Raw genomic sequence first — 16,698 nt, 5'->3', positions numbered from 1 at the left:
ACGGGCGAGATATTAGTATGTGTTAGGTATAATATAGAAAGATTCTAAATATTCTGGGGGCGTTAGGGGGGTGTGTCGGCCCGGCGGGGGGGGGGGGCGGGGGCGCCGCCCCCGGTTCCCCCGCAACCGGTTGCCGCGATGCCCGAGCCGCAAGGCATCGCCGATGACCGCGCGAAACGTCAGCGGCCGGATCGCGTGATTCTCGTGATCGAGGACGATCAGCGTTTCGCGCATATCCTGTACGACCTCGCGCACGAACTCGACTTCGACTGCGTGCACGCGGCCACGGCCACGCAGGGCGTGGAGCTCGCGCGCTCCATGCAGCCGAACGGCATTCTGCTGGATATCGGCTTGCCCGATCAGTCGGGTCTCACGGTGCTCGAATGGCTCAAGCACGATCCGATGACGCGCCACATCCCGATTCATATCGTGTCCGCCACGGATCACGCCGATGTCGCGCTGCATCTGGGCGCGATCGGCTACACGCTCAAGCCGAGCGCCCGCGATGATCTCGCGCAGGCCATTCGCAAGCTGGAAGCGCGTTCGTCACAGGGCGCGCGGCGCGTGCTCGTGGTCGAGGACGACCCCGCGCTGCGGCAAAGCATTCACGCGTTGCTGGCCAGCGAGACGGTCGGCATCGTGGAAGCCGGGTCGATATCCGAGGCGCTGGAGGAGATGAAGCGCGCGCCGTTCGATTGCGTCGTGATGGACCTCGCGCTGCCCGACGGCTCGGGCTACGAGTTGCTGGAGAAAGTATCGACGAGCAGCGGAAACGCGTCGCCGCCGGTCATCGTCTATACCGGCCGGCAGATTTCGGCGGAAGAAGAGCAGCGTCTGCGGCGTTACTCGAAATCCATCATCATCAAAGGCGCGAAGTCGCCGGAGCGCTTGCTCGACGAAGTCACGCTGTTCCTGCACAGCGTCGAAAGCGCGCTGCCGCCGGAGCAGCAGCGCATGCTGCGCGCGGCGCGCCAGCGCGACGACGTGTTCGAAGGCCGCAACATTCTTCTCGCGGAAGACGACGTGCGCAATATCTTCGCGCTTTCGCGCGTGATCGAGCCGCTCGGCGCGACGCTCGAAATCGCGCGCAACGGACGCGAGGCGCTGGAGGCGCTCGCGCGCCGCGACGACATCGATCTCGTTCTGATGGACGTGATGATGCCCGAGATGGACGGCCTCACCGCGATGACCGAAATTCGGAAGCACCCCGAGCACGCGCGCCTGCCGATCATCGCGCTGACGGCGAAAGCCATGCAGAGCGATCGCGAGAAATGTCTCGAGGCGGGTGCGGACGACTACATATCGAAGCCCATCGACGTGGATAAGCTCGTGTCGTTATGCCGCGTCTGGCTGCGGCAGCGATGAACCGACATTGGCCCCGATGAACGACAGCAAGCACGAGGAAGACGCCACGTTCGACATCGAACTGAAGCTGCTCCTCGAAGCCATCTATCTCAAGTATCAGCACGACTTCCGGCATTACTCGGTGAGTTCGCTGCGGCGCAGGCTCGCTCAGGCCGTGCATGACCTGGAGTGCGCCACGCTTTCGCAATTGCAGGAGCGCATACTGCGCGAACCGGCGCTCTTCGCGCGGCTCTTTCAGTACCTCACGGTGCAGGTCAGCGAAATGTTCCGCGACCCGAGCTATTTCCGCGCGATACGCGAGCAGGTCGTGCCGATTCTGCAGACGTATCCGTCCATCAAGGTATGGGTCGCGGGTTGCAGCAGCGGCGAAGAACTGTGGTCGCTCGCGGTGCTGTTCGCCGAGGAGAACATCGCGGAGCGCACGCTGTTCTATGCGACCGACATCAACGCCGAAGCGTTGCGGCAGGCGGAGAGCGGCATTTATCCGCTGGAGCGCATGGCGGGCTTCAGCCAGAACTATCTCGCCGCGGGCGGCAAACGTTCGCTGTCGGACTACTATCACGCGGCATACGGCGCGGCGAAGTTCTCGCAGACGCTCAAGTCGCGCGTCGTCTTCGCGGATCACAGCCTCGCCACCGACAGCGTGTTCCTGGAAGCGCATCTGGTTTCGTGCCGCAACGTGCTGATCTATTTCGATCGCGCGTTGCAGGACCGCGCGCTCGGACTCTTCAGCGATTCGCTCGTGCGGCGCGGCTTTCTCGGACTCGGCAGCAAGGAAAGCCTGCGCTTTTCCAGACACACCGACCGCTTCGCGGATTTCAACGCCCGCGAGCGGCTTTATCAGAAGGTTTAGCGATGAGCCCCGCTGCCATCCCCGATGCCTTCGACGCCGTGGTGATCGGCGCATCCGCGGGCGGCGTCGAGGCGCTCAACCTGCTGCTGCCCGAGTTGCCGCGCGACTTCGCGGCGCCGGTGCTGATCGTCGTGCATGTGCGGCACGGTCAGCCGAGCCTCTTGCCCGCGCTCTTCGCCGAGCGCTGCCGGTTGCGCGTGGTGGAACCGTTCGACAAGGACGAGATCGCGCCGGGCACGGTGTACTTTGCGCCGCCCGGCTATCACATGATGGTCGAGGCCGAAGGCGGCGAGCCGCCTGCCATCGCGCTGTCGGTGGATCCGCCGGTGCGCTTCTCGCGGCCGTCGGTGGACGTGCTGTTCGAATCGGCGGCGCATGCGTACGGCAAGCGGCTGCTCGGCATCGTGCTCTCGGGCGCGAACGACGACGGCGCGCGCGGCGCGCGGGCGATTCGCGACGCGGGCGGCCTATGCTGGGCGCAGGACCCGAACACGGCGTCCGCGACCGCGATGCCGCTCGGAGCCATCGCGCAAGGGGCGGTGCAGGACATTCTCACGCTGGACGACATGGTCGCGCGCCTCGCGGGGCGCGCGCGCCGATAAGACGTTCGACACGCAACAACGAAGGCAAGGAGTCACCAGATGACGCAACCCATTCACGTGCTGATCGTCGACGACATCCGCAACAACATCACCGCGCTCGAAGCGTCGCTCGCGCGGCCGGATCTGTCGGTGCTGAAGGCGGAATCGGGTCCGGCTGCGCTCGAACTCCTGCTCAAGCACGAAGTCGCGCTCGCGATCCTCGACGTCAACATGCCCGGCATGGATGGCTTCGAGCTCGCGGAATTCATGCGCGGCAGCCCGCGCACGGCGCACGTGCCGATCATCTTTCTGACCGCGACGGCGCAGGACACGAACCGCACGTTTCGCGGCTACGAAGCGGGCGCGGTGGACTTTCTGTACAAGCCGTTCGATTCGCGCATCCTCAATTCGAAGGTCGATGTCTTCATTCAGATCGAACGGCAGAAGCAGCAACTCGCGACGCAACTCGCCACCGTGCAGCAGTTGCTCGATGCAAACGAAATGCTGATGGCCGTGCTCGGTCATGACTTGCGCACGCCGCTGTCGGCGGTGATCGCGTCGGCCGAATATCTGTCGCGCTTCGTGAAGGACGAGAACGTCGCGAATATCGGCACGCGCATCAAGTCGAGCGGCATGCGCATGGTCCGCATGGTCGATCAGTTGCTGAACCTCGCGCGGCTGCGCGGCGGGCGCGTGACGTTGCAGCCGCGAGCGGTCGAACTCAGCACGCTCGCGAAGAATATCGTCGAGGAATACGAGGCGCGCGTCGGGAAGGGACGCATCTTCGTGCTGCGTCAGGGCGATACGCTCTTGCAGGCCGACGGCGATCTGCTCTCGCAAGTGTTCTCGAACCTGATCGGCAACGCGCTGCAGCACGGGCTCGAAGGCGCCGCGATACAAGTGCGGCTCGAAGGCGGCGCGCAGGACGTCAGCATCATCGTGCAGAACGCGGGCGAGATTCCGCCGGACGTGCTGCCGAACATCTTCGCGCCGTATCGGTCGGGGCGGCGTCAGCATGAATCGGGCGGCCTCGGGCTCGGCCTGTACATCACGCGGGAGATCGCGCGGATGCACGGCGGCGACGTGAAAGTGCGCTCGTCCGCGGAGACGGGCACCATTTTCGAAGTCACGCTGCCTCGCGTGGCGCGTCCCACTACGGGCGATCGGGATGACAACGCGCAGACGTTTCGTCTCGGCTGAACGCGCAAGTCCGAAGGCGCGGGTCCAACGCGCGGTCCACGCAGATTCGCGCGCGTGACTACAATGCGGCGTATGAATCAGTCACGAGGAATTGCATGATGTCCGGCCCGGATCTCGATACGAGGATCGAAACCTATTACGTGCGTGTGAAAGGCGTGGTGCAGGGCGTCGGCTTTCGCCATCACACGGTGCGGCGCGCGCATGCGCTCGGCGTGCGCGGCTATGTCGCGAATCTCAACGACGGCTCGGTGGAAGCCGTCATTCAGGGCGCGGCGAATCAGGTCGATCTGATGCTCGAATGGCTGCGACGCGGGCCGCCGCATGCCCGCGTCACCGATTTCTTCAGCGAAGAGCGTTACGTCGAAAAACGGTACGAACGCTTCGAGCAGCACTGAGCAGCACTGAGCAACACGCGTTAGCGCGCGACCAGCAGGCTCTCCGCGAAGTGCCATTCGTCGTCGCGCCATTGGTGCGTGCATTCGAAGCCCGCATCGATGGCAATCGGCGCGACTTCTTCGGCCGCGTACTTGTGGCTGCTTTCCGTCCAGATGGTTTCGCCTTCGCGGAAGTCGACGTGCAAGCCGGCATCGCGCACGCGCGCCGTCAGCGGGCGTTTCGCGCGCAGATGCATTTCGATGCTGCGCGCGTCGGGATTAAAGCGCGCGACGTGTTCGAACGCGTCGAGCGGAAAGTCGCCGTGCAACTCGCGGTTGATGCGCGCAAGCAGGTTCAGGTTGAACGCCGCCGTCACGCCGATGGGATCGTCGTAGGCCGCGATCAGCACCGGCAAGGGCTTGATCAGATCGGTGCCGAGCAGGAGGGCATCGCCGGGTTCGAGCATGCTGCGGATCGACTGGAGAAACTTGGTGGCCGCAAGGCGCGCGAAGTTGCCGATGGTGCTGCCGAGAAAAAGCACGAGCAGCCGCTCGCCTTTGTTACGCCGGGCGCTCACTTCGGACAGGCCGGCCAGATAGTCGCGTTCGTAGCCCACGATCGAAATGCGCTCGATATCGCCCAGTTCGCGATGGCACAGTTGCAAAGCCGTGCGCGAGATTTCGATCGGGTAATAGGCGGTCGGCTGCTTTTTACACAGTGCTTCAAGAATGCGGCGCGTCTTGCGTCCGCTTCCGCTTCCGAGTTCCGCGACTTTGACGTTGCCGGGCAGCGCGGCCACGATATCGGTGGCGTGCGCCTTCAATACGCGTTCTTCGGCGCGCGTCACGCCGTACTCGGGCAGCGCGGTGATCACTTCGAAGAGGGCCGAGCCGACTTCGTCATACAGATACATCGAAGGCAATTCTTTCTGCGGGCGCTTGGACAAGCCGGCATGGACGGCTTCGGCAAAGGCACTGGAAAAGCGGGGCGACGGGGCAGCTTGAGTCATGACGTCTCCATCGATGCGGCGTTTTCTTCGCGTGCTGGCGTGAGCCGAGCACGGCGTTCGGATGCTGCTGATGCAATGACGTGAGCGGCGGCTTCGCGCGTTGCTCGACTTTCTGTGGACTACTGGATTGCCCGTGGGCGTAGACGGTTTAAGACAACGTTCCGGCGCAACGAGTTCAGACCGCGAGTTCAGACCTATTCGCGGTTCATGCGCCGGTGTTCGCGCGATACGACGTTTAGAATGCGCAGTTCTTCCGCTTCGCCGGCCAACGCAACCACTCGGCGCTTCGCGCTTATTCGATGAATCAGCATGTCCTCGGACGCGGCATTGCGCTTTCCGTCGCCGCTTCCGCTTTGTTCGCGCTCCTGTCGGGCTATACGAAATGGCTCGCGCCGCTCGACGGACTCGACATTTTTGCATGGCGGATCGTCTGGACGCTGCCGGGTGCGCTGCTGCTCGTGGCACTCTCCGGGCGATGGCCGCAATTATGCTCGCTCGTGGCAAACCTCGCCAGAAACGTGCGCCTGCTCGCGGCGTTCGTCGTCTCGACAGCGCTGCTCGGCGTGCAGCTATGGATATTCCTGTGGGCGCCGCTGCATGGACGCGCGCTGGAAGTATCGCTCGGCTATTTCCTGTTGCCGCTCGCGATGGTGCTGATCGGGCGCTTCTACTATCGGGAGCCGCTCGACGCGTTGCAATGGGCGGGCGTGGCCGCGGCTGCGCTCGGCGTGGCGCACGAGTTCTTCATAACGCGTGCCTTCGCGTGGCCCACGCTCGTCGTGATGCTCGGTTATCCGCCGTATTTCATGCTGCGGCGGCGGCTCAACGTCGATCCGCTCGTGGCCTTCGCCATCGAAATGATGATGCTGGCTCCGTTCTGCCTGATCGCGCTGATCGTGCGTGGTTCGTTCGCGGTCGTCGCGGGTTCGCCGCTTCTATGGAGCGTCTTGCTGCCGGGCCTCGGCGCGTTGAGCACCATTGCGCTGGGCTCGTATCTGCGGGCAAGCCGCTATTTGCCGCTCGTGCTGTTCGGCATTCTCGGCTATGTGGAACCTGTGTTGCTCGTGGCTGTCGCGGTCTTGCTGCTCGGCGAACCGTTCACTGCGAGCCAGCTAGGAACCTATGGGCCGATATGGATCGCGGTCGCGCTGACCGCTGTGCATAGCGCGCGGCTCTTGCTGCGCGAGCGGGCGTCGAAGGCCGCGTTGCCGATGAGCGAACATCACGCGAGCGTCGAACACGAAACGGGTGCCGAGCGCGTCGACTGAGCGGTCCTTTACAGGTCGCGCCGCGTCTTTACTCGCACACTTCCGCGCCGAGCGTATGCAGATGCGCATGGAGGGCTTCGACGAAACGGCGCGCGAGCAGAGACGGAGCCGTGTGCAAAGGCATGGCCATGCGCACAGGAACGTCGATAGACGGCATGAGCGGCCGGATCGACAACTTCCCCGCGTACGTGTTGGCGACATACGGGTTCACGATGCCCACGCCGTTGCCGGCCGCCACCAGCGCGCAGATCGTGATCGACGAGGTCGTCTGGATCGAGAATTCGGCTGGCATGTCGTGCGCGAGGAGCACGTTCTCGATGTCGATCGTGAGGTCGTCCATCTCGCCGAGCGAAAGCAGCGGCTCCGATCGCAACATCCGCACATGCACCACCGGTTCGGTTTCGAGCCGATGCCCCGGCGGCAGCACGCACACGGCGGGCATCGTCTTCACGATGGTCGTCTCGAAGTCGTGCTCGTCGAGCTTGCCCGTGGTGAGAATCAGATCGAACAGATCCTGGCGCAGCAAGTCGGTCAGTTGCGTCGTGGCGAGCGTCTGGATGTTGATGTACGTGTCGGGAAACTGCGCTCTGAAGGCCCGAACGACCTCCGGCAGCAGCCCCACTCCGAGGGTGGGCGTGCAGCCGAGGCATAGCGCGCCCGTGCCCGACTTGCGCAGCAGCGATATCACGGACTCGATTTTCTCGAGCCCATCGAAGTGCTTTTGAATGGTCTTGTACAGCAGCTTACCTTCGCTCGTCGGTCTCAGCCTGCCATGATGCACTTCAAACAGTGTGAGTCCCGAAAAGCTTTGAAGCTCCGCAAGGCGGCGGCTGATGGAAGGCTGCGTCGTGTTGAGCATCGCTGCCGCGCCGGTCGTGGTGCCTTTCTGCATCACGGCGCGAAACGCCTGGATGAGCTGAAAATTCAACGGTCGGGTCATGTGTTTCGCAATCTGTCGAACGAAGATGCATCGCGCGTGGCGCGCGAGAGGCCTATGTCGAAACTGAATAGCATCGCGACAAATTCGAATTTTATAGGTTCGAGTTGCAGCGATATCCTGACGTCTAATTTTCGTCAAGGGAATCGCCGATGCATTCGCTTCATGCCAATCCGGCCGTCACGACAGCCGGAGCCGTAACGTCCGCCGCGCCCGCCTTCGTTAGACCGTGCACGGTCAGCCGCCTTGGCAATGCCACGGGACATCACTTCTTCGGCTATTACAACAAGACGGCATGGGACCGCACCGGGCGATACGTGCTGGCACATCGGGCCGCCATGATGGATGCGCCGCTCACACCGGAACTCGAAGTCGAGGTCGGCTGCTTCGACTTGCAGAAGAATGCGGCCTTTCACGCCTTCGATACGACGGGCGCATGGAACTGGCAAATGGGCTCGCAGTTGCAATGGCTCGACGGCGAGCCCGGCCGCAAGGTCATTTACAACGTGCGCACGGGCGACATGTCCGCGCGTTATCCGGGCTTCGGCGCCACGACCCTGGATCTCGACACGGGCGCGAAGCAAGCGTTGCCGATGCCCGTCTATGTAACGGCGCCTGATAGTCGCTACGCGCTATGCGTCGATTACCGGCGTCTTTTCGTCACGCACGAAACCATCGGCTACAGCGTGCACGATGGACCGCTCACCATGCTGCGCGCGCCCGCCACGGACGGCATATACCGCATGGATCTCGCGACAGGTGGGGCGACGCTCCTCGTGAGCTACGCTGCGCTGCGCCGCTTTCGGCCAAAGTTATCGATGGAGCACGCCATTCATTGGGTGAGCCACATCGAGATCAATCCTTCGTCGTCGCGCGTGGTGTTTCTGCATCGCTGGACCGAGCGCGTGGAGGATGAAACCTGCTTCCTGCATCGCCTGATCACGATGAATCCGGACGGTTCCGACATGCGTCTGCTCGAATGCTCGGACCATCCGCTTCCGCAAATCGGCAGGTCTTTCGATCCGAAGGTCGTCGGCATGTTCGACTATGAAAAGTCGGTGCATCAGATTTCGCATCCACTGTGGCGCGACGACTCGCGCATTATCGCGTGGAGTCCGCATGCCGGCGAGATTCACTACCACCTCTACGATGACAGCGACGCTGGCAACGTAGCCGTGCTGGGCCGCGACGTGCTCACCGAAAACGGCCACATGTCGTTCTCTCCGGTCGACTCGCGCTGGCTGGTCTCGGATACCTATCCGGACGCGCACAGCAACAAGCGCGCTTTGTTTCTTTTCGACGTGCGCGATGGCGTGCGCATCGACGTGGGCGAGTTCTACGCGACGCCCGACCTCGGGAAGGAAAACCGCTGCGATCTGCATCCGCGCTGGAGTCGCGACGGCAGGGCCGTTTGCATCGACTCGGTACACGAAGGCATGCGTCAGATGTACGTGATCGACGTCTCGCCCATCACGGGCGCGCGCGGCCGATAGCAGCGCGCGAGCATCACGCGACACGGTTCATGGAGATCAGCATGAAACGACACTATTCGTGGGCGGCCGGCCTCTTGATGCTGACATGGACGGCGGATGCGCTTGCCGCCGAGCCGGCGGTCACCGGCACGCTCGAAAAGATCCGCATCGAGCACGCCGTCACCATCGGCTATCGCGATGCCTCCATTCCGCTGTCCTACTACGATGCGCAGCAAAAGCCGATCGGCTATTCGATCGATTTCGCCAATCTCATTGTCGAACGCATCAAGTCTCAACTGAAGCTCACCGAACTGACGGTGCGCATGATTCCGATTACGTCGCAGAACCGCATCTCGCTCTTGCAGAACGGCACGATCGACTTCGAATGCACGAGCACCACGAACAACGCGGAGCGCGCGCAGCAGGTCGCGTTCTCCAACAGCTTCTTTGCGATCAGCACGCGCCTGCTCGTCAAAAAGTCCGCGGGTATCAGAGATTTCGCCGACCTCGACGGGAAGACCGTTGTCGTCGGGGCGGGCACGACGTCGGAGAAAATCCTGCGCCGATTGAACGTCGACAAGTCGATGAACATGAAGATCATCAGCGCGAAAGACCATTCGGAGTCCTTCATGATGCTATCGACGGGACGCGCGAAAGCCATGATGATGGACGACGCCTTGCTTGCCGGCGAGCGCGCGAAGTCGCCGCATCCGGACGACTACGAGATCGTCGGCACGCCTCAGTCCTACGAGGTCTACGGCTGCATGCTGCGCAAGAACGACGCGTCGATGAAGGCCGTGATGGATGCGGCCATCGCCGACGCGCAAAGGTCCGGACTAGCCGCCCGCATCTACGCGCGCTGGTTCACGCAGCCGATTCCGCCCAAGCAGATCAATCTCGACTTCCAGATGTCGCCGCGAGTGCAGGCGCTGTTCGCGCACCCGAGCGACAAGCCGGCTTCGTGAACAGCACGACAGGGCGCTCTGCAAAGGCGGACGAATGATGGGTTACTCGTGGAATTGGCGCGTGCTCTTTCAGCCCGTGGCGACGGGCGAGCCAGAAGTCTATTTCGACTGGCTCATCTCGGGCTTGCTGAACACGGTCGTGTTGACGGTGCTCGCGTTCATGCTCGCTCTGGCCATCGGCGTCGCATTCGGGATCATGCGTACGTTGCCCAATCGCGCCGCTCGAGCGGCCGCTGCGATTTATGTATCGATCTTTCGCGGCGTGCCGCTGATCGTGCAGTTCTTCATCTGGTTCTTCGCGCTGCCGGAGTGGCTGCCGACCGCGTTCGGCGACTGGCTCAAGGAGCTCTCGCCGAATGTGCAGTTCATGAGCGCATCGGTGATCACGCTCGGCGTCTACACCGGTTCGCGCATCTGCGAACAGGTGCGCGCGGGATTGATGGCGCGCCCGCCCGGACAGCTTCACGCCGCGCTCGCGCTGGGACTCACGCGTCCGCAGGCTTATCGACATGTTCTGCTGCCCATGACGCTGCGCACGATAGCCGGGCCACTGACGTCGGAGTTTCTGATCATCTCCAAGAACTCGGCGGTGGCATCGACAATCGGTCTGCTCGAACTGTCGGGACAGGCGCGGCAACTCGTCGATTACACCGCGCAGCCGTATGAGTCGTTCATCTGCGTGACGCTCGCGTACGTGGCGCTGAACTTCGTGATCTTGTGGGGCATGGGCCGGCTGCGTCGGCTGAACACCGTGCCCGGTTCGATGGAGAGTTGACCGATATGTTCGAGATGGACTGGCAGGCCGTGTACGCCGCCAAATCGGTTTTGCTGGAAGGCATGGGCGTCACGCTACAGATCACGCTTGTTGCCATTCTGTGCGGCCTTGCGTGGGGCACGGTGCTCGCAGTGCTGAGTCTGTCGCCGGTCCGGCTGCTGAAGACAGGCGCGCACGTCTATGTCGCGCTGTTTCGCTCGATACCGCTCGTGATGCTGCTGCTGTGGTTCTTCCTGATCGTGCCTCGGTCTTTGAAGGCGCTGTTCGATTTGCCATCGGGCGTCGACGTGCGGCTGATCTCGGCGATGGTCGCCTACTCGCTGCTCGAGGGCGCATTCTTCTGCGAGATCATTCGTGCCGGGATCGCCAGTCTGCCGCGCGGCCAGATGTACGCCGCGCAGGCGCTCGGCATGACGCCCGCGCAAACCATGCGCTATGTGATCCTGCCGCAGGCGTTCCGCGCGATGGTGCCCGTCGCGCTCACGCAATGTATCGTCATCTTTCAGGACACGTCGCTCGTGTACGTGATCGCGCTCGGCGATTTCTTTCGCCGCACCACAGCCATCGGCGAACGCGACGGCACGCTCATCCCGATGCTGCTGTTCGCGGGCACGACGTATTGGCTGGTGAGCACGGCATCGATCGCGATGACTCGCCTGCTGAAAGCAAGGCTTGCGCGATGATCGATTGGCGAGCTCAAACGCGCTGTCCGGCGATTCGCCGTGCGCGCACAAGCAAACCGTCGCGGCACAACGCCGGACTTGGGAAGACATGAAGATCCACCAGCTTCGCGCGCTCGTCGCTGTCGCCGATACCGGCAGCGTGCGCGGCGCCGCGCGCCTGCTCCGTGCATCGCCGGCCGCCATCACGCAGAGCCTTCAACAGATCGAGGGCGATCTCAGGCTTCGGCTCGTCGCGCGCACGCCGTCCGGAGTCACGCTCACGTCAGACGGGCAGACCCTTCTCGAACACGCGCGTCTGATCGTTGGGCAGATCGAGCGCGCGCACCAGGCCGTCGACGCGATGCGGGGCGAGGCACGCGGACGGCTCTCGATTGCAGTGACGGCGTGGGTCGCTATGACGTTTCTGCCGGAAGCCGTGCTGCGGTTCCGGCGGATCATGCCGCACGTGCAGCTGGAGTTCTTCGAGGGATTGCTCGCGATTGCGAATCCGCGCCTGCGCGACGGCAGTCTCGACATCCACATCGGGCGTCAGACGCCGGGCGAGATTGCGTCGGAGTTCGCGTTCAAGCCGCTTTTCCTGACGACGCTCGCGGTCGTCGCGCGGCAAGGTCATCCACACGGCGAGACCCGCTCGCTTGCTGATCTCCTCGATGCCGACTGGCTTGTCGCACTCGATCCGGAGACCGAGGGGCTCGCGCCATACACGATGTTCGAGAAGCACGGCTTGCCGGGGCCACGCAGTGTTCATTTCCTGCATTCGCTGACCGTTGCGCTCTCGTTGCTGCAGAGAACGGATATGGTCAGCATTTTTCCGTGGCCGCTCGTCGAACGGTGCGCGCCACGCGAATCGCTCTGCGCGATTCCTCTGCGCGAGCAACTCGACGACTCGATCGTCGGCGTGATCACGCGGGCCGGACAACCGCGCAGCGCGGCGGCCGAGTGCTTTGTCGATTGCTTGATCGACACCATCCGCGATCCGGCGTGGATCAGCACGCCGGAGATACAGAGAGCAATGCACTCGGTCGACGTGCTCATCTAGCGCGGTTCACGGAAGCGGTTGCAGCGCAGTCCAAGGCGACCAGCCGGTGTCGCTATCCGGCTTGGCGACGCGCAATGCCCCGCGAGCCGTCGCCGAAAATGAGCGACTCGGCGCGATAGACGTTCGTGTTGGGAATGTCGCAGGGTCCGACGTAACCGAGTTCATGAGTGAACTGCAGATTGCCTTCCCGCAGCACGCCGAGATATGAGTCGAAGTCTTCGTCGCTTGCATGATTAGCACAACGATTCAAAAACGTCGCGACGAATTCTGCATCGAACATGGCTTTTCTCCCGATTTGCGCCCTTATCGAAGGCACTGTCATTGGCATGCATATGCTGGCGGCGGACCGGTCAACGTGCGGACGGATCGTTTCGCCTGTTTCTGGTCTGCGTGAATGCCCGGCTCTTGCGGTCTATTGGCTCAATGCACGAGCGAATTCCGCCGGGCTTGTCGCGCGGCCGAACAGATAGCCTTGCAGCAGGTCGCAGCCGAGCGCCCATAAGGCCGTGGCCTGATCGGTGGTCTCGACGCCTTCGGCGGTGACGGTCATGTGAAGCGCATGCGCCATGTCGATGATCGCGCGTGTGATCGCGATCGACTCGTGACTGCCCGGCAGATCCGCAACGAACAGGCGGTCGATCTTCACGTTGTGCAGAGGGAATCGCTTCAAGTACGACAACGACGCGTAGCCTGTCCCGAAGTCGTCGACGGCGAGCTTCACGCCAAGATCGCAAAGCGCCCTCGCTGTAGCTGCGATGGCCGCGGTATCGGGCATCGGCATGCTCTCGGTGATTTCCAGTTGCAACGCGGAGGCTTCGAGTCCTGTGCGTTCGAGGCACGTCATGATATGCCGCACGAGCCTTTCGTCGAACTGCACCGCCGATACGTTCACCGATACGACGATCCGCGGCGCGAGGGTCCGACGCCAGCACGCAGCCTGGGCACAGGCGCGTCGCAAGGCCCAGTCGCCGATGTTCCTCAGCAAGCCGGTCTTTTCGGCAATCGGTATGAATTCGGCCGGCGCGACGTCGCCCAACTCGCTATTAGTCCAACGCAGCAGCGCCTCCGCGCCTACTGTTTCACGCGTGACACTGTCCATGATGGGTTGATAGGCGAGCGCGAATTCGCCAGCGGCCAGCGCGTGAGGCAGCAACGCTTCGATGCGAAGGGCGCGCTGCGCATCAGCTTGCCTTTCCGCCGGTATGGGATGCAAGCCGCCGCCCGCATTTGACGTCCGCAACGAGCGCGGCGGCAGCGAGGCCAACTGCGACGCCCGTCCGTTGATACGCAATGGAAGAGTTCGATGCATCGTTTTCGCCATCCTATGCTAAGGCAACCATTCCCATTCGTCCGATTCGAGGAGCGAGACGCTCATAACCGACGATGGCGTACATCGCATGAAACGACACGCAAGCGAGACTGTTTCATTCGACGGCCGGTGCGGCTACGATAGCGCGCACTCGTCGACGCGACTACGGATGGGAACGGCTAACGCGTAAAGCAAGGATGAACACCGTCGGTTCAGACATGCGGCAACGCGGCGCCATCGCGATGGCGGGACTCGCGAAGCATCACGATCCGGCGCGACGTTTCAAAGAAGGTGGTTCCCGAGACCGCCGAAGATGGTGGAAGCCCTTACGTATTCGTGTCGGGCAAGCGGCAAGGAAAAAGCGAGCCCGCAGGCTCGCCAGATGTCACAACGCATGGGACGCTTTTGCCGACGCGCCCCATTGCGCGATGCGATTGACGCCGGCCTCCCTTACTTCTTCGCCGCGTCGACCTTCGCATCGGCAGCCGCCTTGCTTGCGTCGCTTTGTGCCTCGACTTTTTCTTTGTCGGCTTTGGCTTGCGCCACCTTGGCATCTTGCGCTGCGTCCTGCTTCTTCTTGTCGGCCTTGGACTGTGCAGCGTGCTTCTTCTTGTCGGCTTTCGCCTGTGCCTTGGCGGCATCACCGCGGGCGTCGGAGGCTTGCTCCGGCGTGGTCGCCTGCGCTACCTTCGCGGCTTCCTTGTTGGCATCGTCCTGCGCGGATGCCTTGTCCTTGTTGGCGGATGCCTGCGCCTTGGCGGCATCCTGTTGAGCGTCGGTCTTCTTGCGGTTGGCAGTGGCCTGAGCCTCCGCCTTTTCGTGATTGGCCTTGACTTGCGCCTTGGCGGCATCGGATGCGGCCGTTTGCGCGAAGACAGTGCTTACGAGCAGCGTGGATGCGAGAGCGGCGACGATTTTCTTCATGATGTTCGACTCCTATGATCCTGCGTTTCTTTGGACACGCCATGATCGGCATGTGACGATGAAAACGCCGTGGCGGCGCGCGTCGTTGACCGCCATCTCGTGACAAACCGTAACCGGTGCGAGCAAATGCAACGGCGTGACTGCCGTTTCGATCGCAATGCACGCCAACGTTGGAAGTCAATAGAAGCTTTGTTACCGCATGGCAAATTCCGCCGACCATGTTACGTCGGTTGATTTGGAATCCGAATGAACCCGGATTTGTAATCGTTGAAATGCACGGTTACCAACTGCTGCAGATATTTCCAAAGCGTCTGCTTAAGATGCGTCCATACACCCGGCATTCGGGAACGGAGAAGAAGTCATGAAACGCGCAGCCCTTGTCTTTTTGATGATTGGTAGTTTGTCGGTGGCCGGTCAGGCGTCCGCGCATGGGCACGGCGGCGGTCATGGCCACGGCGGCGGCGATGGCGGCGCGATTATCGGCGCCCTGATCGGCGGCGCGGTGCTGGGTGCGTTGGTCACGTCGGTCGCTAACGCGCAGCCGGCCTACTCGCAGCCGGTCTACGCGCAGCCGGCGTACGCAGAGCCGGCGTATGCGCAACCAGCTTATGCGCAGCCGGCGCCGCCGGCTGGTTATTGCTACGACGGCTACCGCCGCGCATACGTGCCGTGCGCGCCAGCCGGCTATGGTTATTGAACTGCCGCGCGCCGAGCAGATGCGGCACGTTGCTTGCGCCTGATAGATGCGGCGGATGCGGCGGATTGGCTGCATCGGCCGGCACGCTAACTCTTGGAGACTTGCAATGAAAGCGATCAGGACGAAGCTGGTAGTTTCAGCGCTGGTGTTGGGCTTGTCGGGCGGCGTTTATGCGCAGGCGGGCGGCGGCGGTGGCGGTGCAGGCGGCGGCGGTAGCGCAGGCGGTGGTGGCGGCGCAGGAGCGGCAGGCGGGATGGGCGCGGGCGGCAATGGCTCGGCGGGTGCGGGCTCGAGCGCGTCGGGCAAGGGTGGCGGCGTCGGCATGGGCGGCACCGGCATGGGCGGTTCCAGCGACGGCACGACCGGCACCGGCGTGAACAGCGGAATGGGCAATAACGGAGCGAACAACGGCATGGGCCAAGGCACCATGCAACGCAGTGGCCCCGGCAGCACCGGTAGCTCGAGCAGCAGAAGCCCTGGCGGCATGGCGCACGGCAACAACTCGCAGTAACAGCAGTTGAACACGACCGAAGCGGCTAGAGCCGCATCTCAGCGCGCAAGCGGGTTTTATCGCCGTGAACTTTGCGGCATCCGCCACGCGGCGGCGCGCATGAAAAACAACTAGAAGCTATTACTGCGCAGGCGCGGACGCTGAATAGACAGCCGCCACCGGCTCGAACGTCTTGGCTCGCAGACTCACTTTCTCCGCATAAGCACGCGAACCGCCGTAGTTCTTGAGCGCGGCGTCGACATCGCCTTGCGCGGATTTCAAATAGCCATGCAGGATGGACGAGCCGATTTCGATATTCGTTTCCGGCTCCGTCAGATCCACGTTGCGCACGAGCTTCTTGTGCGCGGACGGCACCACTTGCATGAGCCCGGTTGCGTTATTCGCACCGACGGCCGTTTCCTTGAAACGCGATTCGATTGAAATGATGGCGAGCAGCAGGGCCGGCGGCAGCGAGTATTTCGACGCGGACGCCATGACCGCGCTCGCTATCGTTTGCGCTTTTTCGCGCGCGACGCCGAACTTGCGCGTGATGACTTCGGAGATTTTGTGGCGCGCCGCGTCGAGGCGGGAGTCCTGCTGCACGACTTCTTGCGGGTTCGTGTCGCTGGCGGCGAGCGGCTCTGCCTGAGCGAAGGCGGTGTTCGCGAAGGTCAGAACGAGGGCGAAGAGTAAGAATGTGCGGCGCATCGGTCTAGCGAGGTAAGCGGTGCTGCATTATATCGTCAGAAAATCTCC

Annotated in this window: 18 protein-coding genes and 1 pseudogene; 13 read left to right on the top strand and 6 right to left on the bottom strand. The window is 62.9% G+C overall.

All coding sequences use genetic code 11. The annotated features are described in order from the left end of the window. Positions 1-96 precede the first annotated feature (96 nt). From NCR34_RS19255 to NCR34_RS19235, 5 genes and pseudogenes are all read left to right on the top strand, one after another. A pseudogene (locus NCR34_RS19255) lies at positions 97-1,365 on the top strand (response regulator); the annotation flags it as partial. Between the two features lie 16 nt (positions 1,366-1,381). Beyond that, on the top strand, positions 1,382-2,218 hold the full coding sequence (locus NCR34_RS19250; RefSeq protein ID WP_250474336.1) for a CheR family methyltransferase: 837 nt from the start codon (positions 1,382-1,384) through the stop codon (positions 2,216-2,218). A gap of 2 nt (positions 2,219-2,220) precedes the next feature. Continuing rightward, the gene (locus tag NCR34_RS19245; protein WP_250500979.1) at positions 2,221-2,820 is read left to right on the top strand and encodes a chemotaxis protein CheB; all 600 of its coding nucleotides are present in this window, start codon (positions 2,221-2,223) and stop codon (positions 2,818-2,820) included. Between the two features lie 39 nt (positions 2,821-2,859). Continuing rightward, the gene (locus NCR34_RS19240; RefSeq protein ID WP_250500978.1) at positions 2,860-3,999 is read left to right on the top strand and encodes a hybrid sensor histidine kinase/response regulator; all 1,140 of its coding nucleotides are present in this window, start codon (positions 2,860-2,862) and stop codon (positions 3,997-3,999) included. A gap of 98 nt (positions 4,000-4,097) precedes the next feature. Next, positions 4,098-4,394 (top strand): acylphosphatase, encoded by a 297-nt coding sequence (locus NCR34_RS19235; RefSeq protein ID WP_175942315.1) that lies wholly within the window; start codon positions 4,098-4,100, stop codon positions 4,392-4,394. 20 nt (positions 4,395-4,414) lie between these two features. On the opposite strand, the gene egtD is transcribed toward NCR34_RS19235, so the two are convergent. Then, entirely contained in the window at positions 4,415-5,383 is a 969-nt protein-coding gene (gene egtD, locus NCR34_RS19230; RefSeq protein WP_250500977.1) for an L-histidine N(alpha)-methyltransferase, read from the bottom strand. 299 nt (positions 5,384-5,682) lie between these two features. On the opposite strand from egtD, the gene rarD reads away from it, so the two are divergent. After that, a complete protein-coding gene (gene rarD / locus NCR34_RS19225; RefSeq protein ID WP_250500976.1) occupies positions 5,683-6,651 on the top strand; it encodes an EamA family transporter RarD in 969 nt (322 codons plus the stop codon). A 28-nt stretch (positions 6,652-6,679) separates the two neighbouring features. Here the strand turns inward: rarD and NCR34_RS19220 are convergent, their stop codons facing one another. Then, entirely contained in the window at positions 6,680-7,591 is a 912-nt protein-coding gene (locus NCR34_RS19220; RefSeq protein WP_250500975.1) for a LysR substrate-binding domain-containing protein, read from the bottom strand. A gap of 149 nt (positions 7,592-7,740) precedes the next feature. Between NCR34_RS19220 and NCR34_RS19215 the strand changes: the two genes are divergently transcribed. The 5 genes from NCR34_RS19215 to NCR34_RS19195 all read left to right on the top strand — a co-directional run bounded on the left by NCR34_RS19215 (position 7,741) and on the right by NCR34_RS19195 (position 12,522). Next, positions 7,741-9,081, top strand: coding sequence for a hypothetical protein (locus NCR34_RS19215; RefSeq protein WP_250500974.1), 1,341 nt, complete (start codon positions 7,741-7,743; stop codon positions 9,079-9,081). A gap of 41 nt (positions 9,082-9,122) precedes the next feature. Further along, positions 9,123-10,025: a glutamate/aspartate ABC transporter substrate-binding protein gene (locus NCR34_RS19210; RefSeq protein ID WP_502800114.1), complete on the top strand. Its 903-nt coding sequence runs from the start codon at positions 9,123-9,125 to the stop codon at positions 10,023-10,025. 37 nt (positions 10,026-10,062) lie between these two features. Continuing rightward, a complete protein-coding gene (locus tag NCR34_RS19205) occupies positions 10,063-10,800 on the top strand; it encodes an amino acid ABC transporter permease (RefSeq protein WP_250500986.1) in 738 nt (245 codons plus the stop codon). 5 nt (positions 10,801-10,805) lie between these two features. Next, complete coding sequence (locus tag NCR34_RS19200) at positions 10,806-11,483, top strand: ABC transporter permease subunit (protein WP_250500973.1); 678 nt, start codon at positions 10,806-10,808, stop codon at positions 11,481-11,483. A gap of 88 nt (positions 11,484-11,571) precedes the next feature. Then, entirely contained in the window at positions 11,572-12,522 is a 951-nt protein-coding gene (locus tag NCR34_RS19195; RefSeq protein WP_248322790.1) for a LysR substrate-binding domain-containing protein, read from the top strand. A gap of 52 nt (positions 12,523-12,574) precedes the next feature. On the opposite strand, the gene NCR34_RS19190 is transcribed toward NCR34_RS19195, so the two are convergent. The 3 genes from NCR34_RS19190 to NCR34_RS19180 form a co-directional block, all read right to left on the bottom strand. Then, entirely contained in the window at positions 12,575-12,802 is a 228-nt protein-coding gene (locus NCR34_RS19190; protein WP_250500972.1) for a hypothetical protein, read from the bottom strand. A 132-nt stretch (positions 12,803-12,934) separates the two neighbouring features. Beyond that, positions 12,935-13,831 carry a putative bifunctional diguanylate cyclase/phosphodiesterase gene (locus NCR34_RS19185; RefSeq protein ID WP_350029443.1) on the bottom strand — a complete coding sequence of 299 codons (897 nt, stop codon included), beginning with the start codon at positions 13,829-13,831 and terminating at the stop codon, positions 12,935-12,937. Between the two features lie 450 nt (positions 13,832-14,281). Next, positions 14,282-14,755 carry a hypothetical protein gene (locus NCR34_RS19180; protein WP_250500971.1) on the bottom strand — a complete coding sequence of 158 codons (474 nt, stop codon included), beginning with the start codon at positions 14,753-14,755 and terminating at the stop codon, positions 14,282-14,284. 361 nt (positions 14,756-15,116) lie between these two features. On the opposite strand from NCR34_RS19180, the gene NCR34_RS19175 reads away from it, so the two are divergent. Both NCR34_RS19175 and NCR34_RS19170 read left to right on the top strand, forming a co-directional pair. Then, the gene (locus NCR34_RS19175) at positions 15,117-15,452 is read left to right on the top strand and encodes a hypothetical protein (protein WP_250500970.1); all 336 of its coding nucleotides are present in this window, start codon (positions 15,117-15,119) and stop codon (positions 15,450-15,452) included. A 106-nt stretch (positions 15,453-15,558) separates the two neighbouring features. Then, the gene (locus NCR34_RS19170) at positions 15,559-15,963 is read left to right on the top strand and encodes a hypothetical protein (protein WP_250500969.1); all 405 of its coding nucleotides are present in this window, start codon (positions 15,559-15,561) and stop codon (positions 15,961-15,963) included. Between the two features lie 120 nt (positions 15,964-16,083). Here the strand turns inward: NCR34_RS19170 and NCR34_RS19165 are convergent, their stop codons facing one another. Further along, positions 16,084-16,650, bottom strand: coding sequence for a transglycosylase SLT domain-containing protein (locus NCR34_RS19165; RefSeq protein ID WP_248322784.1), 567 nt, complete (start codon positions 16,648-16,650; stop codon positions 16,084-16,086). Between the last annotated feature and the right edge of the window lie 48 nt (positions 16,651-16,698).

Source organism: Caballeronia sp. GAWG1-5s-s, assembly GCF_023631445.1.
Classification (GTDB): Bacteria; Pseudomonadota; Gammaproteobacteria; order Burkholderiales; family Burkholderiaceae; genus Caballeronia.
Note: the sequence above shows the minus strand (reverse complement) of the source record. Positions and strands in the feature narration are given on the sequence as shown.